Genomic DNA, 18,689 nt, shown 5'->3' on the forward strand with positions numbered 1-18,689 from the left:
TCGACTGGCTCACCGGTGCTCGATCTCCTCGATCACCTCGGCGCCCAGCGTGCGGCGGAGCAGCTCGGCGCTGTCGAGCCCCTGGGAGTCGGCGTCGGGGTCGTCGGGGTGGGCGGCCGCGTCGGCGAGCGCGCGCTGGTCGACGTCGGGTCGGACCGGTCCACCCGTCCGAGTCTGCTGGATCGCCCCCCGCGCGGCGGCGAGCCCTTGCGGGTCGGCCGAGGGAGCCGCCTGCGCGGACGGGTCTGCCTGACCGGGCTGACCGGGCTGGCCGCTCGAGGAGGCCGCCGAGCCCCGGGCGTCCTGGTCCGGGGCGCCCGGGGACTGCGGGGACCCTCCCGGAGCGGTCGCGGCCTCCGGCCGGGGCGGGGCGTCGGCCCCGCCGGACGGCCCCCACGGGTCGGCCGACGGGTCCGGGGCAGCAGACGCACGGTCGACCTCGGGGGCGCCGCCCGTCGAGGGCTCGCGGACGACGTGGGAGGCTCCCGGCGACCCGGAGGGGACGGCACCGGGGTCGACGACGCAGTCGATCCGCCACTCCACGCCGACGGCCTCGATGGCGGCCTGGCGAAGGATCTCGTCGTTGCCGCCGGCGACGAAGGAGTCCCGTGCCCCGGGATTGTTGAAGCCCAGCGTGAGGGTCCGGTCGTCGATGCCACTGACCTGCGCGTTCTGGGTGAGCAGGATCCAGGCGAGGCGACGGCGGCTCTTGACCGCCTCCACGACGTCGGGCCACAGCCGGCGCACGTCCACCAGGGACAGGCCGCCCGCGGGGGCGCCGGGCGGAGCCGTGTGCGCGCCCGAGTCGGTCGGGGCGGGCTGGGCCGGCGCCTCGGCTGTGGGGACCTGGGCCGCGGGGCTCTGGGCTGCCGGGCTCTGGGCTGCCGGCGCCTGGGCCGCGGGCGCCTGGGCGGGCGGCTGCTCCCAGCCGGTCGGCTCGGCCGGCGCCGGCGACGACGCCTGCGACGACCGCGGCAGCGGAGCCTGCCCGCCGGGCCCGGCCGCGGGGGTCGCCGGCCACTCGGACTGCGCGGGCCGCTCCGGCTGCGCGGGCCGCTCCGACTGCGCGGGCCGCTCCGGCTGCGCGGGTCGCTCGGGCTGCGCTTGCCGGTCGGGTGCGGCCGGGGTGGTCCGCTCGGGCGGCAGGACCGGCTGCGCCGAGAGCGCGGCCGCGGGCGTCCCCGGGCCGACGATGGCGAACCGCTTCTCGAGCCGGTCGAGCCGCGCCTGCACGCCGTCGGTGCCGTGGTCGGCCCCCGGCAGGAGCACCCTCGCGCAGATCAGCTCGAGCAGCAGCCGGGGCGAGATCGCGCCCTTCATGTCCATCAGCCCCGCGGCCACGAGGTCGGCGGCGCGGGAGAGGTCGGCCCCGCCGAAGCGGGCCGCCTGCGCGACCAGGCGCTCGCCCTGGTCCTGGGAGACGTCGATGAGGCCCGTGACCGGCGCATCGGGCACGGCGGCCACGATCACGAGGTCCCGCAGCCGGCGGAGCAGGTCCTCGGCGAACCGTCGCGGGTCCTGCCCCGACTCGATCACCTTGTCGACCACGCCGAAGACGGCCGCCCCGTCGGCCGCGGCGAACGCGTCGACCACCTCGTCGAGCAGCGTGTCGGGCGTGAAGCCCAGCAGGTTGACCGCCAGCTGGTGGGTCACCCCCTCGGGGCCGGAGCCGCCGATCAGCTGGTCGAGCACCGAGAGCGTGTCCCGGGCGGAGCCGGCCCCCGCCCGGACCACCAGCGGCACCGCGGCCGGCTCGATGGCCACGCCCTCGCGCTGGCACAGCTCGGCGACGTAGTCGGAGAGCATCCGCGGCGGAATCAGCCGGAAGGGGTAGTGGTGGGTCCGCGACCGGATGGTCGGGATGACCTTCTCCGGCTCGGTCGTGGCGAAGATGAAGCGCAGGTGGGGCGGGGGCTCCTCGACGAGCTTGAGCAGGGCGTTGAAGCCCTGGTTGGAGACCATGTGGGCCTCGTCGATGATGTAGATCTTGTAGCGGTCCCGGACCGGGGCGAAGAACGCCTTCTCCCGCAGGTCGCGGGCGTCGTCGACGCCGCCGTGGGAGGCCGCGTCGATCTCGATGACGTCGATCGAGCCGCTGCCGCCGGTCGCGAGGTCGCGGCAGCTGTCGCAGGAGCCGCACGGCTCGGCCACCGGGGCGGCCGCACAGTTCAGCGTCCGCGCGAGGATCCGCGCCGACGTCGTCTTGCCGCACCCGCGCGGGCCGGAGAAGAGGTAGGCGTGGTTCACCCGGTCGGCCGCCAGCGCGTTGCGCAGCGGGTCGGTGACGTGGTCCTGGCCGATGACCTGGGCGAACGTCTCCGGCCGGTAGCGGCGGTAGAGCGCGAGGGGTGAGTCCACGTGTGAACCCTAACGACCCCCGCCGACAGGGACCACCGCGGTCGGCCGGCCGGCGTACCCCCTCGTGCGGACGCGGGCGCCGGGGACGAGAAGGCCCCCCGCGCACCTGACAGAGCCCATCTGCCCTTGCTGCCTTCCGGCCCTGGGGGATTCGACGAGGTGCCACCACGCGGGGGGTTGCCGCACAGTCTAGGGCGTGGGTCGGTACGCCGACAAAAGGGGCCGCCGACGGCACCCCGCCCGGCCGTCCGGGCGTCGCGGGAGGAGGCGATTTCCCGGCTCAGGTCCGGTACGGGTAATCTCCTCCGCGGAGGATTCGCCTAGTGGCCTATGGCGCTCGCTTGGAAAGCGGGTTGGGTTAACAGCCCTCAGGGGTTCGAATCCCCTATCCTCCGCCGCCGGTCCCGCGCAAGGGACCCCAGCAGGCCGGGCCCACGGGTCCGGCCTGCTGCCATTTCCGGCCCCTCCCACCGCGCCCCAAGCCCCCGGAGGTCACAACAGCGCGTTACTTGGCGAGGGGCGGGGTGCGACGGCTCGCGTTGGATGCAATGTTCTAGTACGATGCAAACATGTTGATCCGACTCGACCCCGCCAGCACGGCGGGGCTCGCCGAGCAGATCGCCGGTCAGGTCCGGGGGGCCATCGCCTCCGGCGACCTGGCATCCGGCGACCGGCTGCCCCCGGCCCGCGAGCTGGCCGCCGGGCTCGACGTCAACATGCACACCGTGCTCCGCGCCTACAACACCCTCCGCGACGAGGGGCTGCTCGACATCCGTCGCGGGCGAGGGGTGCACGTGCGTGCCGGAGGACACCCCGACGCCACCGCCGACGGCGCCCGGCTCCGGCAGCAGATCCACGACCTGCTGCACAGCGCGGCCCGGATGGGCCTGACCCGCGACCAGCTCCTCGACGAGATCCGAAAGGCCCAGCCATGACCAGGACCCTCCGCTCCCTCGCCTCCGCCCTCCTGCTGGTGGCCGCGCCGCTCGTCGTGGTGGCGTTCCGCCTCACCTCGGCCGACGCCCTGCCGGAGCCGCTGCCCACCCACTGGGGGCCCGGCGGCGAGGTCGACGGCACCAGCACGCTGGCCGGGTTCACCACCGGCGTGCTGGCGCTGACCGGGCTCGCCGCGGTCGTCGGGCTGACGCTGCTGGTGCTGCGGATCCGCCGCACGGTCGTGCCGGAGGCGATCGCCCTCGTCGGCTGGCTGGGCTGGCTGCTGGCTGCCGTCTACGTCCAGGTGCTGACGGTGGCCGACGGAGCCGCGACCGCCGCCGAGGTCGAGCTCGGCCCCGGCGCGGTGGCGCTCGTCATCGCCGTCCCGACCGCCCTCGCCGCCCTCCTGTGGTGGCTGCTCCCGACGGCCGGTCCGCACGCCCCGGTCGCGCCGCCCGCCTCGAGCCTGACCCTCGCCCCCGGCGAGCGGGTGGTCTGGGTGGGCAGTGCCCGGTCCCGGGTGCTGCTCGCGGTCGGCGTCCTGCTCGCCGTCGGCGGAGCCGCGCTCGCCCTGGCCGTCGCGGTGGAGGGCGCGGTCATGGTCGGCACCGGCCTCCTGCTCGCCCTGCTCAGCTCCCTCACCGCGCGGGTCGACCGGGAGGCGGTCACCGTCCGCTGGGGGGCGCTCGGCCTCCCCCGGCACCGCTACCCCCTGGGCCGCGTCGCCGCCGCCCGCACCGAGCACCTCGAGCCGCTGTCCTGGGGCGGGTGGGGCTACCGGGTCAGCACCCGCGGCCGCGCGGCCGTCGTACGCCGGGGGCCCGCGCTCGTCCTGACGCTGACCGACGGGCGCGAGCTCGCCGTCACCGTCGACCGCCCGGAGGGGGCGGCCGACCTGGTCAACGCGCTGGTCGGCACCCGCGGCGCCACCCATGCCGACGCCCACTAGGCTCGCCGGATGGCTCGCTCCGACTCGCCCAGGCTCGCCGTCCTCATCGACGCGGACAACACCACGCCGACGATCGCCGAGGCCATCCTCACGGAGATCGCGAAGTACGGCACCGCCACCGTCCGTCGGGCGTACGGCGACTGGACGACGCCGCGGCTGGCCGGCTGGAAGGACGCCAACAACGCCCACGCGATCCAGCCGATGCAGCAGTTCAGCTACACCACCGGCAAGAACGCGACGGACAGCGCGCTGATCATCGACGCGATGGACCTGCTCTACACCGGCAACCTCGACGGCTTCTGCCTGGTCTCCTCCGACTCCGACTTCACCAAGCTCGCCTCCCGGCTCCGCGAGTCCGGGATGACCGTCTACGGGTTCGGCGAGAAGAAGACGCCGAAGCCGCTCGTGGCGGCCTGCGACAAGTTCGTCTACCTCGACGTGCTCCGCTCGTCCGGGGCCGCCGCGGAGGCCGATCGCGAGGAGGAGGACGAGGTCGAGGACGACGCCACCGACGGCGCCGAGGGCGGGGCCGCCCGCCGCGGCGGCGGACGTCGCCAGCGGGCCAGCAGCCAGGACCTGCGCGGCGACTCCCAGCTGGTCCGCTGGCTCCGGGACGCCATCGACGCGAGCTCCGACGACGACGGCTGGGCCGCGCTCGGCGGCGTGGGCTCCCACGTCGTCAAGCAGGCGCCCGACTTCGACTCCCGCAACTGGGGCTACGCCAAGCTGGTCGACCTCGTCACCGAGATCGGCCTCTTCGACGTCGAGCGCCCGCCCGGCCAGCAGGTCCGGATCCGGGAGAAGCCCAAGGGTGGCGGCCGGTCCAAGGACGCCAAGGAGCTCAAGCAGGTCAAGGAGCCCAAGCAGGTCAAGGAGGTCAAGGAGGCCGCCAAGGACGCGAAGGCCGACGAGCCCGCGGCCCCGGCCAAGCCCGTCGTCACGCGCACGACCCGCAGCCGTCGGTCGGCCTCGACGTCCTGAGGCCCGGGTCGGCCCCGGCCCGGCCGGACGACCCGAGCGGCGTCAGGTCACTGCGACGGCTCGGGGACGTCCACGTCCTTGCAGGAGATCTTCGGGTTCACGCCCATGTAGTTCAGGGGCCCGGCGACGATCGTCAGCGCGGTGTCGCCGAAGGACTTGCAGCTGACCTCGCGGTCGTCGCCGAAGTAGCCACGCTGCCACGCGGCCGCGGCACCGACCACGAGCCAGACGACCAGGACCAGTGCGATGAGGTTGCGCACGCGGGACTCCTCTTCTCCAGGGGAAGCGTGCGGCGCCCGTACCCGCCGGTCACCGATCCGATTCCTCAGCCGGAACGGCGGCGCAGGAGCGGTCGCGCCACGAACGCCAGGGCGACCAGCGCCCCGGCGAGCAGCCCGAACCACAGCAGCATCGTCCGGGACGGCCCGAACACGTCGGGCCGGTCGGGCGGCGGCGGCGCCTGGGCGCCCGTCCGCTCGACGGTCTCGGTACGCCGCAGCGTGCCGTTGCCCTTCGGCGAGAGCTCGTGGGTGAGGGCGTCCGCGGCCTGCACCACCCCGGCCCCGGTCCACGGGTTCGGCGCGAGCTCGGAGCCCTCGGCCGTCCGCGTCAGCCGGGCCACGACCTGCTTGCGGTTCTCGTCGGGGAAGCGGGCGCGCAGCAGCGCGACCACCCCGCTGACGGAGGCCGCCGCCCAGGAGGTGGCGACCTCGGTCGTCGGCACCTGGCAGCGCTGGCCGTTGAGGTTGTAGGAGAGCCCGCCTCCCCCGGGCGCGGCCACGGTGGTCTCGGCGTTGGGCACCACGTAGTCGCGGACGTCGACGGCCGGGGAGGGGCCCACCGCGCTGACGGCGACCACGCCGGGGTAGTCGGCCGGGAAGACCACGGCGTCCCCGCCGACCCGGCCGCGCGGGCCCTGCGGCGCCTCGGGGTCGACGTTGCCCGCCGCCGCCACGACCACCACGTCGAGGTCGAGCAGCCGCTTCACCGCCGCCTCGACCCGGGTGTCGTTGGCCGGCAGGGCCAGCGAGACGTTGACGACGTCGATCGGGTCGCTGGCGTGCACCTGCGCCAGGCGCTCCAGCGCGGCCGCCAGGTTCTCGGAGCGGAGGCCGCGCTGCCCCTGCTGCAGGTCGGGGGAGTCCTTGTCGAGCACCCGCACCGAGATGAGCCGGGCGTCGGGGGCCACGCCGTCGGGCCCGGCGATCAGCCCGGCCACGATGGTGCCGTGCCCGGAGGCGAAGGGGCCGGCGAAACCGATCTGCTCCTGCCGGACCTGCTTGCCGGGCAGGAAGCCGACGCCGCTGTCGACGACGGCGACGGTGCTGCCGGCGCCCTTCGTGACGCGGTGGGCCAGCGGCACGTTCATCCGCTCCAGCGGGAGGTTGCGCACGCCGTCGCCGACGTCCCGGGTCCTCTCGGTGTCGGGCAGGATGTCCCGGCTGCAGGCGTCCTCGCCCGCCGCCGCCGCCGGCGGCGTCACCGGACTGAGCAGCACCGCGGGCACGAGCGCGAGCGCGCCGGCCAGCCGTGCGGCCACCGGCCCACGGGTCACGACGTGGCCGCCGGCGCGTCGGCCGGGGCGTCCTCGGGCAGGCCCCGCGCGGCGTTGACCGAGAGCGGCACGCCGTCGGCGAAGAAGCTGAGCCAGGCGTCGGGGACGACCGGGGGGTCGACCTCGCCGTAGCCGATGTAGTCGGCGACGGTGGGCCCCAGGAGCGCGTACTTGGCGCCCTTGGCGTCGACCACGAACGGGGAGCCGCCCTCCTCCGAGGTGCTGCCACCGGCCAGCACGTAGGCGCCGCCGGAGGGCTCCACGACCACCTCGTGGGAGCCGGCCGGCGCGTCGGCCTGCAGGACGGAGGCGTCGGGTCCGGGGGCGACGGCCACCCGGGTGCGGCTCACGCCCTCCTCGACCTCGAGCAGGGCGCACATCTCCTGGCCGACGGCCGGTGCGGGCAGCTCCTGCGGCCACTCGTCGGGGTGGCCGGCCGCGACGAACTCGGCGCGCAGCGTGCCGCTGACCTGGACGGGGTCCTGGACGAGCGCGGCGTGCAGCGCGGCCGGGAAGGGCGCCAGCCGCTCGGGGCCGGAGTCGCCGAGCAGGTAGTGGACCCCGCTGACGTCGAGGAGGGTGCCGATCGGGTAGGACGCCGGGTCGGTCGAGCCGTCCTGCGAGGCGACGGCGTAGTCGACCGGCTGCCCGGCGCGGGTCACGCCGAACGCCTTCTGGCTCAGCTCGGGACCCAGGGGGAAGAGGTTGAGCCAGGCGTCGTCGACCAGGGGCGCCTCGCTCGCGGCCCCGAAGCCCAGGCTGTCGAGCAGCGTCGACCGGGCGGTGGCACCGCCCGGCAGCTCGAAGCGGTACGCCGCCCCCTCGGGGCTGCCGGCCAGCAGCCACAGCGCGCCGCCGGCGGAGCGGACCACGAAGCCGGGCAGGCCGTCGGTGGCGACCCCCGGCTGCTCGCCCACGTGGACCTTGATCCCCTGCCCCTCCGCGGTGCAGGCGGTCCACCCGGTGTCGACGAGGCCGTCGGCGCCGGGCAGGCCGGCGGGCGCCCGCTCGATCCCGAGGTCGGGACCGAGGGTGACCGTGCGGATGTGCTCGTCCTTCACGGTGTAGACGTCGGGCTGCGCGGTGCCGAGGAGCAGCTGCCCCGAGATGAAGTTGGGGACGCGCTGGATCAGCGGGTCGTCGCCACCGCGCAGCACGACGTACTGCTCCCCCGTGTCCTTGGAGATGACGAAGCTGCCCTCGGACTTCCAGCTCGAGTCGGGACGCCCGCCGAGGTAGCCGGCGACCCCGGCCCCGGCGCACAGCAGCACGGCCAGCGCGATGCCGCCGACCAGGCTGCGTGCGGGCTTGGTCGGCTCCACCTCGCGGCCGCCCGGTGCACCGCTGAGGAAGGCCGTGACCAGGCGCCGGCGGCTGAACTGGTAGGCCTCGACGAGCTCCTTCTTGGTCGCCACGGATCAGCCCCTGATCCGCTCGAAGAGGCCGACGGCCAGGACGGTGAGCGGGAGCAGGGAGAGGAGGGCGATCGACTCGACGACGTCGCCGACGCGGCCGCGACGCACCGACGCGGGCGGCGGGGCCAGGGTCATCACGAGGAGCACGGCCCCCACGACGGCCAGCGCGACCGCCGAGCCGGCGCGCCACTCCGGGTGCAGGAACAGGACGGAGACGGCGGTGGCGACGAGGCCCGCGATCCCCGAGACGAGTCCGGCGAGGACCTCGGAGCGGGTCCGGTACTGGCGGGTGCGGAGCATCACCGCGAGGCAGCACATGACCACCAGCAGCGTCCCGGTGACGCCGCGCTCCACCGCGAAGGGGGCGACCAGGGTGATCAGCACGCCCACCGTGGCGGCCACGGCGAGCAGGATCTCGTGGGCCATCCGGGCGTCGGCGGCGACCTGCTCGGGGTCGATGTCGTCGGGGTCCTTGGTGACGTCGGCCAGCGTGACCACCTGCTCCACCTTGGTGGAGGTCAGCCCGAGGGCTAGCCAGGGGAAGACGTTGCCCAGGAGCACCACGACGGTGAGCACGACGGTCAGCACCACCGAGGGGGAACCGTCGGTCACCTGGACCACGGCGCCCACCACGGTGAGCACGGCTCCGACCACCCCGACGGGCAGCACGAGGGCGCGCCCGTCGTCGATGCCGACGAGCGCGATCACGCCGACCACCAGCACCGCCGCACCGGCGCACAGCAGCGGGGTCGCGAAGGTGCTGCTCGGCAGCGGCCACTGCCAGGCCCCCAGCTCCCCGGGCGCGAGGACCAGGCCGGCCACGGCGGCGTACACCCCGGCGAGCAGCGCGACGGCGACCGCCGCCTGGGGCTCGTCCTGGGCGCGGGCCAGCACGACGGCCCCGGAGGCCAGCAGCAGCGCGATGACGGCGGCGGCCACGCCGCCCAGCAGGCTCTCGCCCTGGACCAGCAGCGCCAGCGCCCCCAGCCCGAGCAGCAGGCTCGCGGCCCAGAGGGCGGTCCGGCGCCCGGCCTCGGGCTCCCAGGGACTCAGCTCGTGCTCGACGACGTCGGCCATCGCCTCGACGACGTCGTCGTAGACCTGCGGGGGCTTCTCGCGGTAGCCCGCCGTGACGGCGAGCACCCCGCCGTCCTCGACGCCCTGCATCGTGAGGCCGGCCTCGTTGCTCAGCTGCCGGCCGTCCTGGGTGACGAGGCGGTAGCCGCCGTAGACCGTCGACGCGTCCAGGAGGCCCACGCTGCGGGCCAGCTCCGGCACCAGCTCGGCGACCGGCACGGCGGACGGGAGCACCAGGTCGACCCGGCGGGAGCCGGAGGTCACCGTCACCCGCACCAGTCCCGACGTGCTCGCGGCAGTCTGGCTCATCTCGTCATCCCCACTCGTCGATCCGGACCTCGGCGCCGGGGACCTGCGGCCACGCCACCCGACGGTCCCCCCGACGCTGGGCCCACCCTAAGGGTCCCCACCGACTGCGCCGGCACGGCGCAGGCGCGGCACACGCAGAAAGGAGGCCGACCGTCCGGACGGACGGTCGGCCTCCCTCACGTGCGATCAGCTGAAGCGACCGGCTCCGCGGGAGTCGGCGGCCTTGTACTCCTCGTTGGAGGACTGGACGGCCATGCCGACCTGGTCGAGCAGCACGACCATCTCGTTGATGGCGGTGTCCCAGGTCTGCTTGGCCTGGCGGTAGCTCTCCTTGGCCGAACCGGTCCAGTCGGAGGCCAGCGGCTTGAGCTGGTTCTCGAGGTCGTCGAGGCGGGCCTCGATCTTCTTGGCGGTGCTCTTCAGGTCGGTGGCGGCCTGGTCGAGCGCGCCGTGGTCAACGCGGATTCCATCGAAGGACATGGTCATTCTCCTAGGGTCAGGGCCGGCGTCAGCCGAGGCGGTTCAAGAGGTTGGCGGAGGCGTCGGCACGAGCCTGGTCGGTCGCGACGTTGTCCTTCTCGGTCTGGCGCAGGGACTCGGAGAACTGGTCGAGCGCACCGACGATCTTGCGCTGCTTCTCCTGCCACGCCTGGTGCAGCTGGCGGAACGCCACAGCGCCCTGACCGCCCCACTTGGCACCGATGGCGTCGATCTGGCCGCCGAGCGCCTGGCAGCGCTGGGTGACGTCGTTGCGCGCCTGGTCGACCGCGTCGGCCGCCTTGCTGAGGGCCTTTTCGGCCGCTGTCAGACCTGCTTCAGACATGTTGTTCCTTCCCCCTCAGCGGCCCTGTGCCGCAAGAGTCTTGTGTGGGTCCTGGTGGACTGTTCCGGTCCGGAGAGACGTCCCGGCCCTCCGGACAAGCCAGCATCTACCCACGGGTCCGGGGCCTAAAACACCTCACGAGTTCATTTCCCAGAAGAATCTGAAAAGTCCCGAGGCGACGACCGTGGCGGCGATGCCGAAGGAGCCGCACAGCGTCTCCGCGACCTCGGCCCGGCGGGCCCACCACACCGACCGCCAGCCCCGCCCGGTGGCGACCGCGGCGGCCAGCGAGATCGCGCCGAGCCCGACGGCCGTGCCGAGCAGCACGAGCTGCCACGACGGGCTCGCCACGGCGAGCAGCTCGACGACCAGGAGCAGCCAGGCCCACAGGCCGGCGAGGCGCAGGAGCGTCCGGGCCGCCGCGTGCCGGTAGCTGCGGGCCGCGAGCAGCACCGCGCCGCCGGCGAAGAAGAGGAGGCAGCGCACGCCGATCACGTCGAGGTCGACCTCCGCGGAGGCGACCAGCTGCGGCACCGCCACGCCCAGCACGGCCAGGACCGCGGCGGCCGAGGCGGTGACGGTGCGCGAACCGCGGGCGACCAGCTCGCGCACCCGCGCCTCGGGGACCACGATCCGCCCGCGGCGGCCCTTGACCCGCTCGCGCGCCGACCACGCGGTGACCGCGAGCTTCTCCAGGTCGAGCAGCGCCTCGTCGGGCACGTCCACGGCCATCGAGGGCGCCACCCGGGTCGCCAGCATCGCCAGCAGCACCAGCACCGACCAGGCGACCAGGTCGGAGAGCTCGAGCAGGACGACGGTCGCGCAGACCACCGCGACCACCGCGCCGACGACCATCCAGACGAGCAGCTCCTCGTCGTCGTCGCCGCCCAGGGCGCGGGCGAACGCCGCGACCGCCGCGGCGGCCAGCGCGCAGGCCGCCACCACCGCGGGGGCCTGGTAGAGCCCCTCCGCCGCCAGCACGGCGTACGTCGCCCCGACGGCGAAGGCGGGCGCGGCGACGGTCCGCTGGTGGGCGTGGCGCCCCCCGGGCAGGGCCGCGGCCAGCCCGGTCGCCAGGAGGATCGCGGCGACGAACCAGCGCAGGTCGTCGAAGTCGGCGTACGAGGCGAACCAGCCGGCGAGCACCGCGCAGAGGGCCGCCGCGGTCATCGCCACCACCGGCAGGGCGCCCGACCGGCCCGTCTCGGCCGGGCGCTGGTCCCGGTCCTTGGCGCGACCGCGGTGGAAGCCCGTGACGGCGACCAGCACGTCGCCGGACTCCAGCCCCGCCTCCACGAGCGGGCGGTCGGCGACGACCAGCTCCCCGAGGGGGGTCTGCACCAGCGGGATCGACCCGAGGCCGGACTCGGCGGCGTAGGCCCGGGCCACGTCGTGGGCGGTCGCCCCCGCCGGGACGACCAGGTCCAGGACGCCCAGCGGACCGTGGATGCTGAGCGTCACGGTCGCCCGCGCGCCCGACCCCGCCCTGCCGGACGCCGTCCCCGTCTCCGTCACCGTCTCCCCCGCCGTCACCGTCGCCAGCCACCGCGCCTCGGCCGCGCGGTCCCCCGCAGGGTAGCCGCTGCGTCGGACCCTCGGCCTATCATCATCCGCGACCAGCCGCTGGTCACGGAGCCGGTCACCGAGGGGGGACGTGTGAGCACCGCACTGCGCAACGGGCAACGGCTCGAGGAGCCGGAGATGCCGACCGGCCAGATCGTCCTGCAGCCGCCACCGGCGCTCCAGGAGGACGAGGGCGCCTCGGGCGTCCTGATGAACGCCATCCCGATGCTGGGCAGCCTGGGGTCGATCGTCCTCGTGGCCACCATGGGCGGCGGGGGCGCCGGGCGGGGGCGCAGCTTCCTGGCCGCCGGCATGTTCCTCTTCGCCACCCTCGGCTTCATCGTGGTCCAGATCGACCGGCAGCGGAAGCAGCGGGCCCAGCAGGTGACGGGCTCCCGCACGGAGTACCTCCGCTACCTCTCGGGCGTGCGCAAGGTCGCCCGGGACGCCGCGGCCCAGCAGCGGCGCGCGCTGACCTGGCGGCACCCCGACCCCGACGCCCTGCCGGCCCTGGCCGAGGAGCGGACCCGGATCTGGGAGAACGGGCCGGGCGACCCCCACTTCCTGCACGTCCGCTACGGCCTCTGCTCCCAGCCCCTCTCCCTCGAGCTGATCCCGCCCGAGAGCGCACCCATCGACCAGGTCGACCCGGCGGCGGCCTCCGCGCTGCACCGGCTGCTGGTGGTGCACCGGACCCAGCCCCACCTGCCCGCCTCGCTGGACCTGCGCGCCTTCGACCGGGTGGAGGTCTGCGGGCCCGAGGAGGAGGCGCGGTCCCTGGCCCGCGCGCTGATCTGCTCCGCCACCGCCTTCCACAACCCCGACCACCTGATCGTCGCCGTCCTCACCTCCGACGCCAACCTCGCCCACTGGGACTGGGTCAAGTGGCTGCCGCACGCCCAGAGCGCGCAGGAGTCCGACGCCGTGGGGCCGATGCGGATGGTCTCGACGTCGCTCGACGACCTCGGTGCCCTGCTGCCCCCCGACCTGAGCGAGCGACCCCGCTTCGGCGCCGACGAGCGGCCCGCCAGCCCGCACATCCTGCTCGTCATCGACGGGGGGCACCTCCCGCCCGGCAACCACGTGGTGCCGCCCGACGGCCTGCACGGCGTCACCCTGCTCGACCTGCCGAGCCGGTGGGACGAGCTCGAGGACGCCGACCGCCTGCGCCTGGAGCTCACGGGCGGGCCCCAGCAGCTGGGCAAGTGCCCCGTGCTGGCCGTCCGGCTCCGCGCCGAGCCGGTCAAGGCCCTCGTCGACCAGTGCGACCTCGCCACCGCCGAGGCGTTCGCCCGGCGGCTCGCCCCGCTGCACGTCGTCTCCTCCGGCAGCAACGAGACGAGCGCCGACATCAGCGGCCCCACCGACTTCATGGAGCTCCTGGGGATGGGCGACGTCCACTCCTTCGACCCGACGTCGGCCTGGCGGCCCCGGCCGGCCCGCGACCGGCTGCGGGTGCCGATCGGCAACGGCGACGGCGGCTCCCTCATCCACATGGACATCAAGGAGTCCGCCCAGCAGGGCATGGGCCCGCACGGCCTGGTGATCGGCGCCACCGGCTCCGGCAAGTCGGAGTTCCTCCGCACGCTGGTGCTGGGCCTGGCGATGACCCACCCGCCCGAGCAGCTCAACATGGTCCTCGTCGACTTCAAGGGCGGTGCCACCTTCGCCGGCATGTCCGAGATGCCGCACGTCTCGGCCGTCATCACCAACCTCTCCGAGGAGCTCACCCTCGTCGACCGCATGCAGGACGCCCTCTCGGGCGAGATGGTGCGCCGGCAGGAGCTGCTCCGGGCGGCCGGCAACTACGCCTCCATCCGCGACTACGAGAAGGCCCGCGCCGCGGGCGAGGACCTCGCCCCGCTGCCGTCGCTGTTCATCTGCGTCGACGAGTTCTCCGAGATGCTGACGGCCAAGCCCGAGTTCATCGACCTCTTCGTCGCGATCGGCCGCCTCGGCCGCTCCATGGGGATCCACCTGCTGCTGGCCTCCCAGCGGCTCGAGGAGGGTCGGCTCCGCGGGCTGGAGTCCCACCTCTCCTACCGGGTCGGCCTAAGGACCTTCTCGGCCGGCGAGTCGCGCACCGTGCTGGGCGTCCCCGACGCCTACGAGCTGCCGGCCGTGCCGGGCCTCGGCTACCTCAAGCCCGACCAGTCCACGCTGCTGCGCTTCAAGGCCGCCTACGTCTCCGGGCCTCCGCCGAACCGCACCCGGGTGATCCGCGACGAGGGCGGGCACGTGCGCGGCATCCTGCCCTTCTCGATCGCCGAGGTGCAGACCCTCGAGCCCGAGGTCGAGGTCGAGGAGGAGGCCCCCGCGAGCAAGCAGCAGGGCGAGGCGCCGTCCCTGCTCGACATCGCTGTCTCCCGGATGGTCGGCCACGGCATGCCTGCCCACCAGGTGTGGCTGCCCCCGCTGGACGTCCCCGACACCCTGGACGAGCTGATGCCCGACCTGGTCGAGGACCCGCAGCTCGGCCTGGTCTCGCCGCACTGGCGGGCGGCGAAGGGCCTCGTCATCCCCCTGGGCACCGTCGACCGGCCGCGCGAGCAGCGCCGGGACACGCTCACGCTCGACCTCACCGGCGCCTCCGGCCACGTCGCCGTGGTCGGCGGCCCGCGCACCGGCAAGAGCACGGTGCTGCGCTCGATCGTCACGAGCCTCTCGCTCACCACGACCCCGTTGGAGTCGCAGTTCTTCGTCATGGACTTCGGCGGCGGCACCTTCTCGCCGCTGGCGCGGCTGCCGCACGTCTCCGGCGTCGGCACCCGGGCCGAGCCCGACGTGGTCCGGCGGATCATGGCCGAGGTCGAGGGCATCGTGGACCGCCGCGAGGCCTACTTCCGCGAGCAGGGCATCGATTCCATCGAGACCTACCGGGCCCGGCGGGCGCAGGGCACGGCCGACGACGGCTACGGCGACGTCTACCTGGTGATCGACGGCTGGAGCACGCTGCGGGCCGAGTTCGACGACCTCGAGCTGGAGATCCAGCAGCTCGCCGGCCGCGGCCTCACCTTCGGCATGCACCTGATCACCTCGACCGCGCGGTGGGCCGACTTCCGCGCCGCGATGCGCGACATCCTGGGCTCGCGGCTCGAGCTGCGCCTCGGCGACCCGCTCGACTCCGAGATCGACCGCAAGATCGCGGCGCTGGTCCCGGCGGGCCGGCCCGGTCGCGGCCTCGTCCCGGGGAAGCTGCACTTCCTGGCGGCGCTGCCCCGGATCGACGGCAACCCCGACCCCGACAACCTGGGCCCCGGGGTGGACCACCTGATCGAGCGGTCCGTGGCCGCCTGGCGGGGCCCGGCCGGCCCCAAGCTGCGGCTGCTGCCCGAGCTCGTCACGCTCGACCAGATCCGCGAGGACGCCCGCCGGCGCGACCAGCTCGGCCGCGACCTCATCCTCGGCATCAACGAGAAGGAGCTGGCCCCGGCCACCCTCGACCCCGAGGCCGAGCCGCACCTGCTCGTCTTCGGCGACGGGCAGTCCGGCAAGAGCGCCCTGCTGCGCAACTACGTGCAGGAGGTGATGCGGACCCGCACGCCGAAGGAGGCGCAGATCGTCGTCGTCGACTTCCGGCGCGCGCTGCTCGGCGAGGTGCCCGAGGAGTACCTGCTCAACTACCTCACCAGCGCCACCCAGGCGGCGCCCGCGCTGCAGGACCTGGCGGCGTACCTGCAGAACCGTCTGCCCGGCCCCGACGTCACCCCCGAGCAGCTGCGCACCCGGACCTGGTGGACCGGCGCGGAGGTCTTCGTGGTGATCGACGACTACGACCTCGTCGCCACCTCGCAGAGCTCGCCGGCGCAGGTGCTGCAGCCGCTGATGGCGCAGGCCCGCGACACCGGCCTGCACGTCGTGATCGCGCGGCGCGCGGGTGGTGCCTCGCGGGCGCTCTACGACCCGCTGATCCAGTCGATGCGCGACCTCGCCATGCCGGGCGTCATGCTGTCGGGCCCCCGCGACGAGGGCGTGCTGATCGGCAACGTGCGACCCGAGCAGGCCGACCCCGGCCGGGCCCGCCTCGTCACCCGCGACCGCGGGACCGAGGTGGTCCAGCTCGCCTGGACCGAGCCGACCATGTGACGCCACGACCGCTCCCGGTCTGACGCACCCAGCCCGAGAGGTGGGGGGCGGGGGCCGGGGCGGCGTGGTCAGCGGCGGCGCCGACGACCCGAGCCGAACATCCCGCGGGCGATCTCGCGGGCGGCGGTCCGCATGAAGTCCTTCACGACGGGCGAGTCCAGGACCTCGCGGACGACGTCCTTCTCGGCCGGGGCGGGCCGCGGGGCGCGACGCCGCGGCTCGGGCGCGGGGCCCCGGGTGCCGGACTCGCGGATCGCCTTCTCCAGCTCCTCCTCCTCGGCCCGCCGCGCGGCGGCCGTCTCCTCCGCCTCCGCCTGGCGGGCGCCGGCCTCGAGCCGGGCGGCGAGGATCTCGTGGGCGGACTCCCGGTCGACCTCGGTGGCGTAGCGGGCGTGCTGCGGGCTGGCCAGCACCGCCGCCTCCATCTCGTCGGCGTCGGCCGGGCCCATCCGCGACCCGGGGGCGCGGAGCCGGGTCCAGGCGACGGGGGTGGGGGCGCCGCGCTCGTCCATCACGGTGACGACCGCCTCGCCGATGCCGAGCCCGGTGATCACGCGGCCGAGGTCGTCGTACTCGGGATGGGGGTAGGTGGCCACCGTGGCCCGCAGCGCCTTGGCGTCGTTGGGGGTGTGGGCGCGCAGCTGGTGCTGGATCCGGGAGCCGAGCTGGGCCAGCACCTCGTCGGGGACGTCGGTCGGGCTCTGGGTGACGAAGAAGACCCCGACCCCCTTGGAGCGGATGAGCCGCACGGTCTGCGCCACCTGCTCGAGGAACGGCTTGGAGGCGTCACGGAAGAGCAGGTGCGCCTCGTCGAAGAAGAAGACCAGCCTGGGCTTCTCCACGTCGCCGACCTCGGGCAGGTCGTGGAAGAGGTCGGCGAGCAGCCACATGAGGAAGGTGGAGAAGAGGGCGGGCCGGTCCGCGAGGCGCGGCAGCTCGACCAGGCTGATCAGCCCGCGTCCGTCGGGGGCGGTGCGCAGCAGGTCGGCGGAGTCGAACTCGGGCTCGCCGAAGAAGGCATCGGCCCCCTGGGCCTCGAAGTTGACCAGCTTGCGCAGGATCACCCCGGCCGTGGCCGAGGAGAGGCCGCCGAGCGCCTTGAGCTCGGCCTTGCCCTCGTCGCTGAGCAGGTGGGTGAGGACGGCGCGCAGGTCGGCCAGGTCGAGCAGGGGGAGGCCGTGGGTGTCGGCGTGGTGGAAGACGAGGCCGAGGCTGGACTCCTGGGTGTCGTTGAGGTCCAGCACCTTGGAGAGCAGCAGCGGCCCGAAGGCGCTCATCGTGACCCGCAGCGGGACCCCGACACCCTCGCCGCCCAGCGCGTAGTACTCGACCGGGAACCCCGTCGCCCGCCACTCCTGGCCGATGCTCGCGGTGCGCGCCAGCAGCTTCTCCCCGCCCTCGCCGGGCGTGCTGAGGCCCGAGAGGTCGCCCTTGACGTCGGCGGCGAAGACCGGGACCCCGGCGGCGGAGAGCTGCTCGGCGAGCAGCTGGAGGGTGACGGTCTTGCCGGTGCCGGTCGCCCCCGCCACCAGGCCGTGCCGGTTGACCATCGCCAGCGGGATCCGCACCGGCACGCCGCCGAGGGTGTCGGCGTCCACGACCAGGCCGCCCAGCTCGAGCGCCGGACCCTCGAAGGCGTAGCCGGCCGCCGCGGCGGCGACGACGGGGTGCGCGGGCTGCTCGGGTGCCGACGCGTCGGCCTGCTCGTCCATGCCCGGCAGACTATCCAGCGTCCTCGCTCCCGCCGAGGGCTCCGCACCACGTCGTTATAGTCGCCGCGTGATCTTCAAGCGCGTCGGCGACGGACGGCCGTACCCCGACCACGGACTCTCGTCCCGTGGCTGGGCCGCCATCCCCCCGCGCCAGGTGCGCCTCGACCAGCTGGTCACCACCAAGGACACGCTCCACCTCGTCGCGCTGCTCGACGAGGACTCCACCTTCTACGGCGACCTCTTCGCCCACGTCGTGAGCTGGCAGGGCGAGCTTTACCTGGAGGACGGGCTGCACCGCGCGCTGCGCGCCGCCCTGCAGCAGCGCGCCGTCCTGCACGCGAGGGTCCACGACCTGGCCGGGGCGCCGGCCTGATGCACCCCCGCCTGCGCTCCGCGCTCACCCTCACCGGCCTGGTCGCGCTGGTCCTCGTCGCCTCCGCCTGGGGCCTCTTCGCCCTGACCCGCCCGCTCCCCCAGCAGGAGGTCGTGCCGGTGTGCACCAACACCCGGGTGGCGGCGGGCGCCGAGGTCACCCCCGAGCAGGTGGCGGTCAGCGTCTTCAACGCCAGCACCCGCAACGGGCTGGCCTCCAAGACGCTGGGCCAGCTGGTCACCCGCGGCTTCGTCCCGGCCTCCACCGGCAACGCCCCGCAGGGCACCGAGGTCAAGGGGGTCCAGGTCTGGGCCTCCGACGCGCGCAACCCGGCGGTCGCCCTGGTGGCCCAGCACTTCCGCAACGCGCGGGTGGTCGCGGGCAGCAACCTCGGCCCCGGGGTGGTCGTGGTGGTCGGCAACGGCTTCAAGAGCCTGCGGCCCCGCAAGCAGGCCCCGCAGGCCGTCACCGCCGAGGCCAACAGCGTGGTCTGCACGCCCCCCGACGTCCTGCCATGATGGGCGCGGCACGCCGCGGCGACCGCGCGCCGCG

The 18,689-nt window shown here is 74.6% G+C and carries 16 protein-coding genes, 1 tRNA gene and 1 other RNA gene; 8 read left to right on the forward strand and 10 right to left on the reverse strand.

Translation table 11 applies throughout. From position 1 onward, the window contains the following. Positions 1–9: 9 nt before the first annotated feature. Positions 10–2,358, reverse strand: a complete 2,349-nt coding sequence (locus tag DNK53_RS02040; RefSeq protein WP_110180631.1) for a DNA polymerase III subunit gamma and tau — start codon at positions 2,356–2,358, stop codon at positions 10–12. An 89-nt stretch (positions 2,359–2,447) separates the two neighbouring features. Further along, an RNA gene (gene ffs, locus DNK53_RS02045) (signal recognition particle sRNA small type) lies at positions 2,448–2,537 on the reverse strand. 130 nt (positions 2,538–2,667) lie between these two features. On the opposite strand from ffs, the gene DNK53_RS02050 reads away from it, so the two are divergent. The 4 genes from DNK53_RS02050 (at position 2,668) to DNK53_RS02065 (ending at position 5,224) form a co-directional block, all read left to right on the forward strand. Further along, positions 2,668–2,753, forward strand: a tRNA-Ser gene (locus DNK53_RS02050). Between the two features lie 174 nt (positions 2,754–2,927). Further along, on the forward strand, positions 2,928–3,293 hold the full coding sequence (locus DNK53_RS02055; protein ID WP_110180632.1) for a GntR family transcriptional regulator: 366 nt from the start codon (positions 2,928–2,930) through the stop codon (positions 3,291–3,293). After that, positions 3,290–4,243, forward strand: coding sequence for a hypothetical protein (locus tag DNK53_RS02060; protein ID WP_110180633.1), 954 nt, complete (start codon positions 3,290–3,292; stop codon positions 4,241–4,243). Before DNK53_RS02055 ends, DNK53_RS02060 begins: the two co-directional genes overlap by 4 nt. A 9-nt stretch (positions 4,244–4,252) precedes the next feature. After that, positions 4,253–5,224 (forward strand): NYN domain-containing protein, encoded by a 972-nt coding sequence (locus DNK53_RS02065; protein ID WP_110180634.1) that lies wholly within the window; start codon positions 4,253–4,255, stop codon positions 5,222–5,224. A gap of 47 nt (positions 5,225–5,271) precedes the next feature. Here the strand turns inward: DNK53_RS02065 and DNK53_RS02070 are convergent, their stop codons facing one another. The 7 genes from DNK53_RS02070 to DNK53_RS02100 form a co-directional block, all read right to left on the reverse strand. Then, the gene (locus DNK53_RS02070; protein WP_110180635.1) at positions 5,272–5,484 is read right to left on the reverse strand and encodes a hypothetical protein; all 213 of its coding nucleotides are present in this window, start codon (positions 5,482–5,484) and stop codon (positions 5,272–5,274) included. A gap of 65 nt (positions 5,485–5,549) precedes the next feature. Continuing rightward, positions 5,550–6,764, reverse strand: a complete 1,215-nt coding sequence (locus DNK53_RS02075; protein ID WP_162599713.1) for a S8 family serine peptidase — start codon at positions 6,762–6,764, stop codon at positions 5,550–5,552. An 11-nt stretch (positions 6,765–6,775) separates the two neighbouring features. After that, positions 6,776–8,194, reverse strand: coding sequence for a type VII secretion protein EccB (locus DNK53_RS02080; protein WP_110180637.1), 1,419 nt, complete (start codon positions 8,192–8,194; stop codon positions 6,776–6,778). 3 nt (positions 8,195–8,197) lie between these two features. Continuing rightward, a complete protein-coding gene (eccD, locus tag DNK53_RS02085) occupies positions 8,198–9,580 on the reverse strand; it encodes a type VII secretion integral membrane protein EccD (RefSeq protein WP_110180638.1) in 1,383 nt (460 codons plus the stop codon). 186 nt (positions 9,581–9,766) lie between these two features. Further along, complete coding sequence (locus tag DNK53_RS02090; protein WP_110180639.1) at positions 9,767–10,060, reverse strand: WXG100 family type VII secretion target; 294 nt, start codon at positions 10,058–10,060, stop codon at positions 9,767–9,769. Between the two features lie 28 nt (positions 10,061–10,088). Then, a complete protein-coding gene (locus tag DNK53_RS02095; protein ID WP_110180640.1) occupies positions 10,089–10,403 on the reverse strand; it encodes a WXG100 family type VII secretion target in 315 nt (104 codons plus the stop codon). Positions 10,404–10,538: 135 nt separating this feature from the next. After that, entirely contained in the window at positions 10,539–11,864 is a 1,326-nt protein-coding gene (locus DNK53_RS02100; protein ID WP_110180641.1) for a hypothetical protein, read from the reverse strand. On the opposite strand from DNK53_RS02100, the gene DNK53_RS18285 reads away from it, so the two are divergent. Then, the gene (locus tag DNK53_RS18285) at positions 11,851–11,982 is read left to right on the forward strand and encodes a hypothetical protein (protein WP_275425726.1); all 132 of its coding nucleotides are present in this window, start codon (positions 11,851–11,853) and stop codon (positions 11,980–11,982) included. The genes DNK53_RS02100 and DNK53_RS18285 overlap by 14 nt on opposite strands. Positions 11,983–12,059: 77 nt before the next feature. Then, positions 12,060–16,052 carry a type VII secretion protein EccCa gene (gene eccCa / locus DNK53_RS02105; RefSeq protein WP_239456323.1) on the forward strand — a complete coding sequence of 1,331 codons (3,993 nt, stop codon included), beginning with the start codon at positions 12,060–12,062 and terminating at the stop codon, positions 16,050–16,052. A 68-nt stretch (positions 16,053–16,120) separates the two neighbouring features. Here the strand turns inward: eccCa and DNK53_RS02110 are convergent, their stop codons facing one another. Further along, a complete protein-coding gene (locus DNK53_RS02110; protein ID WP_110180643.1) occupies positions 16,121–17,764 on the reverse strand; it encodes a helicase HerA-like domain-containing protein in 1,644 nt (547 codons plus the stop codon). 67 nt (positions 17,765–17,831) lie between these two features. On the opposite strand from DNK53_RS02110, the gene DNK53_RS02115 reads away from it, so the two are divergent. Both DNK53_RS02115 and DNK53_RS02120 read left to right on the forward strand, forming a co-directional pair. After that, positions 17,832–18,137 carry a type II toxin-antitoxin system VapB family antitoxin gene (locus tag DNK53_RS02115; RefSeq protein ID WP_110180644.1) on the forward strand — a complete coding sequence of 102 codons (306 nt, stop codon included), beginning with the start codon at positions 17,832–17,834 and terminating at the stop codon, positions 18,135–18,137. Next, positions 18,137–18,655 (forward strand): LytR C-terminal domain-containing protein, encoded by a 519-nt coding sequence (locus tag DNK53_RS02120; RefSeq protein WP_110180645.1) that lies wholly within the window; start codon positions 18,137–18,139, stop codon positions 18,653–18,655. The genes DNK53_RS02115 and DNK53_RS02120 overlap by 1 nt, the downstream gene beginning before the upstream one ends. Positions 18,656–18,689: the final 34 nt, after the last annotated feature.

Source organism: Nocardioides solisilvae, from assembly GCF_003194625.1.
Lineage (GTDB): Bacteria > Actinomycetota > Actinomycetes > Propionibacteriales > Nocardioidaceae > Nocardioides > Nocardioides solisilvae.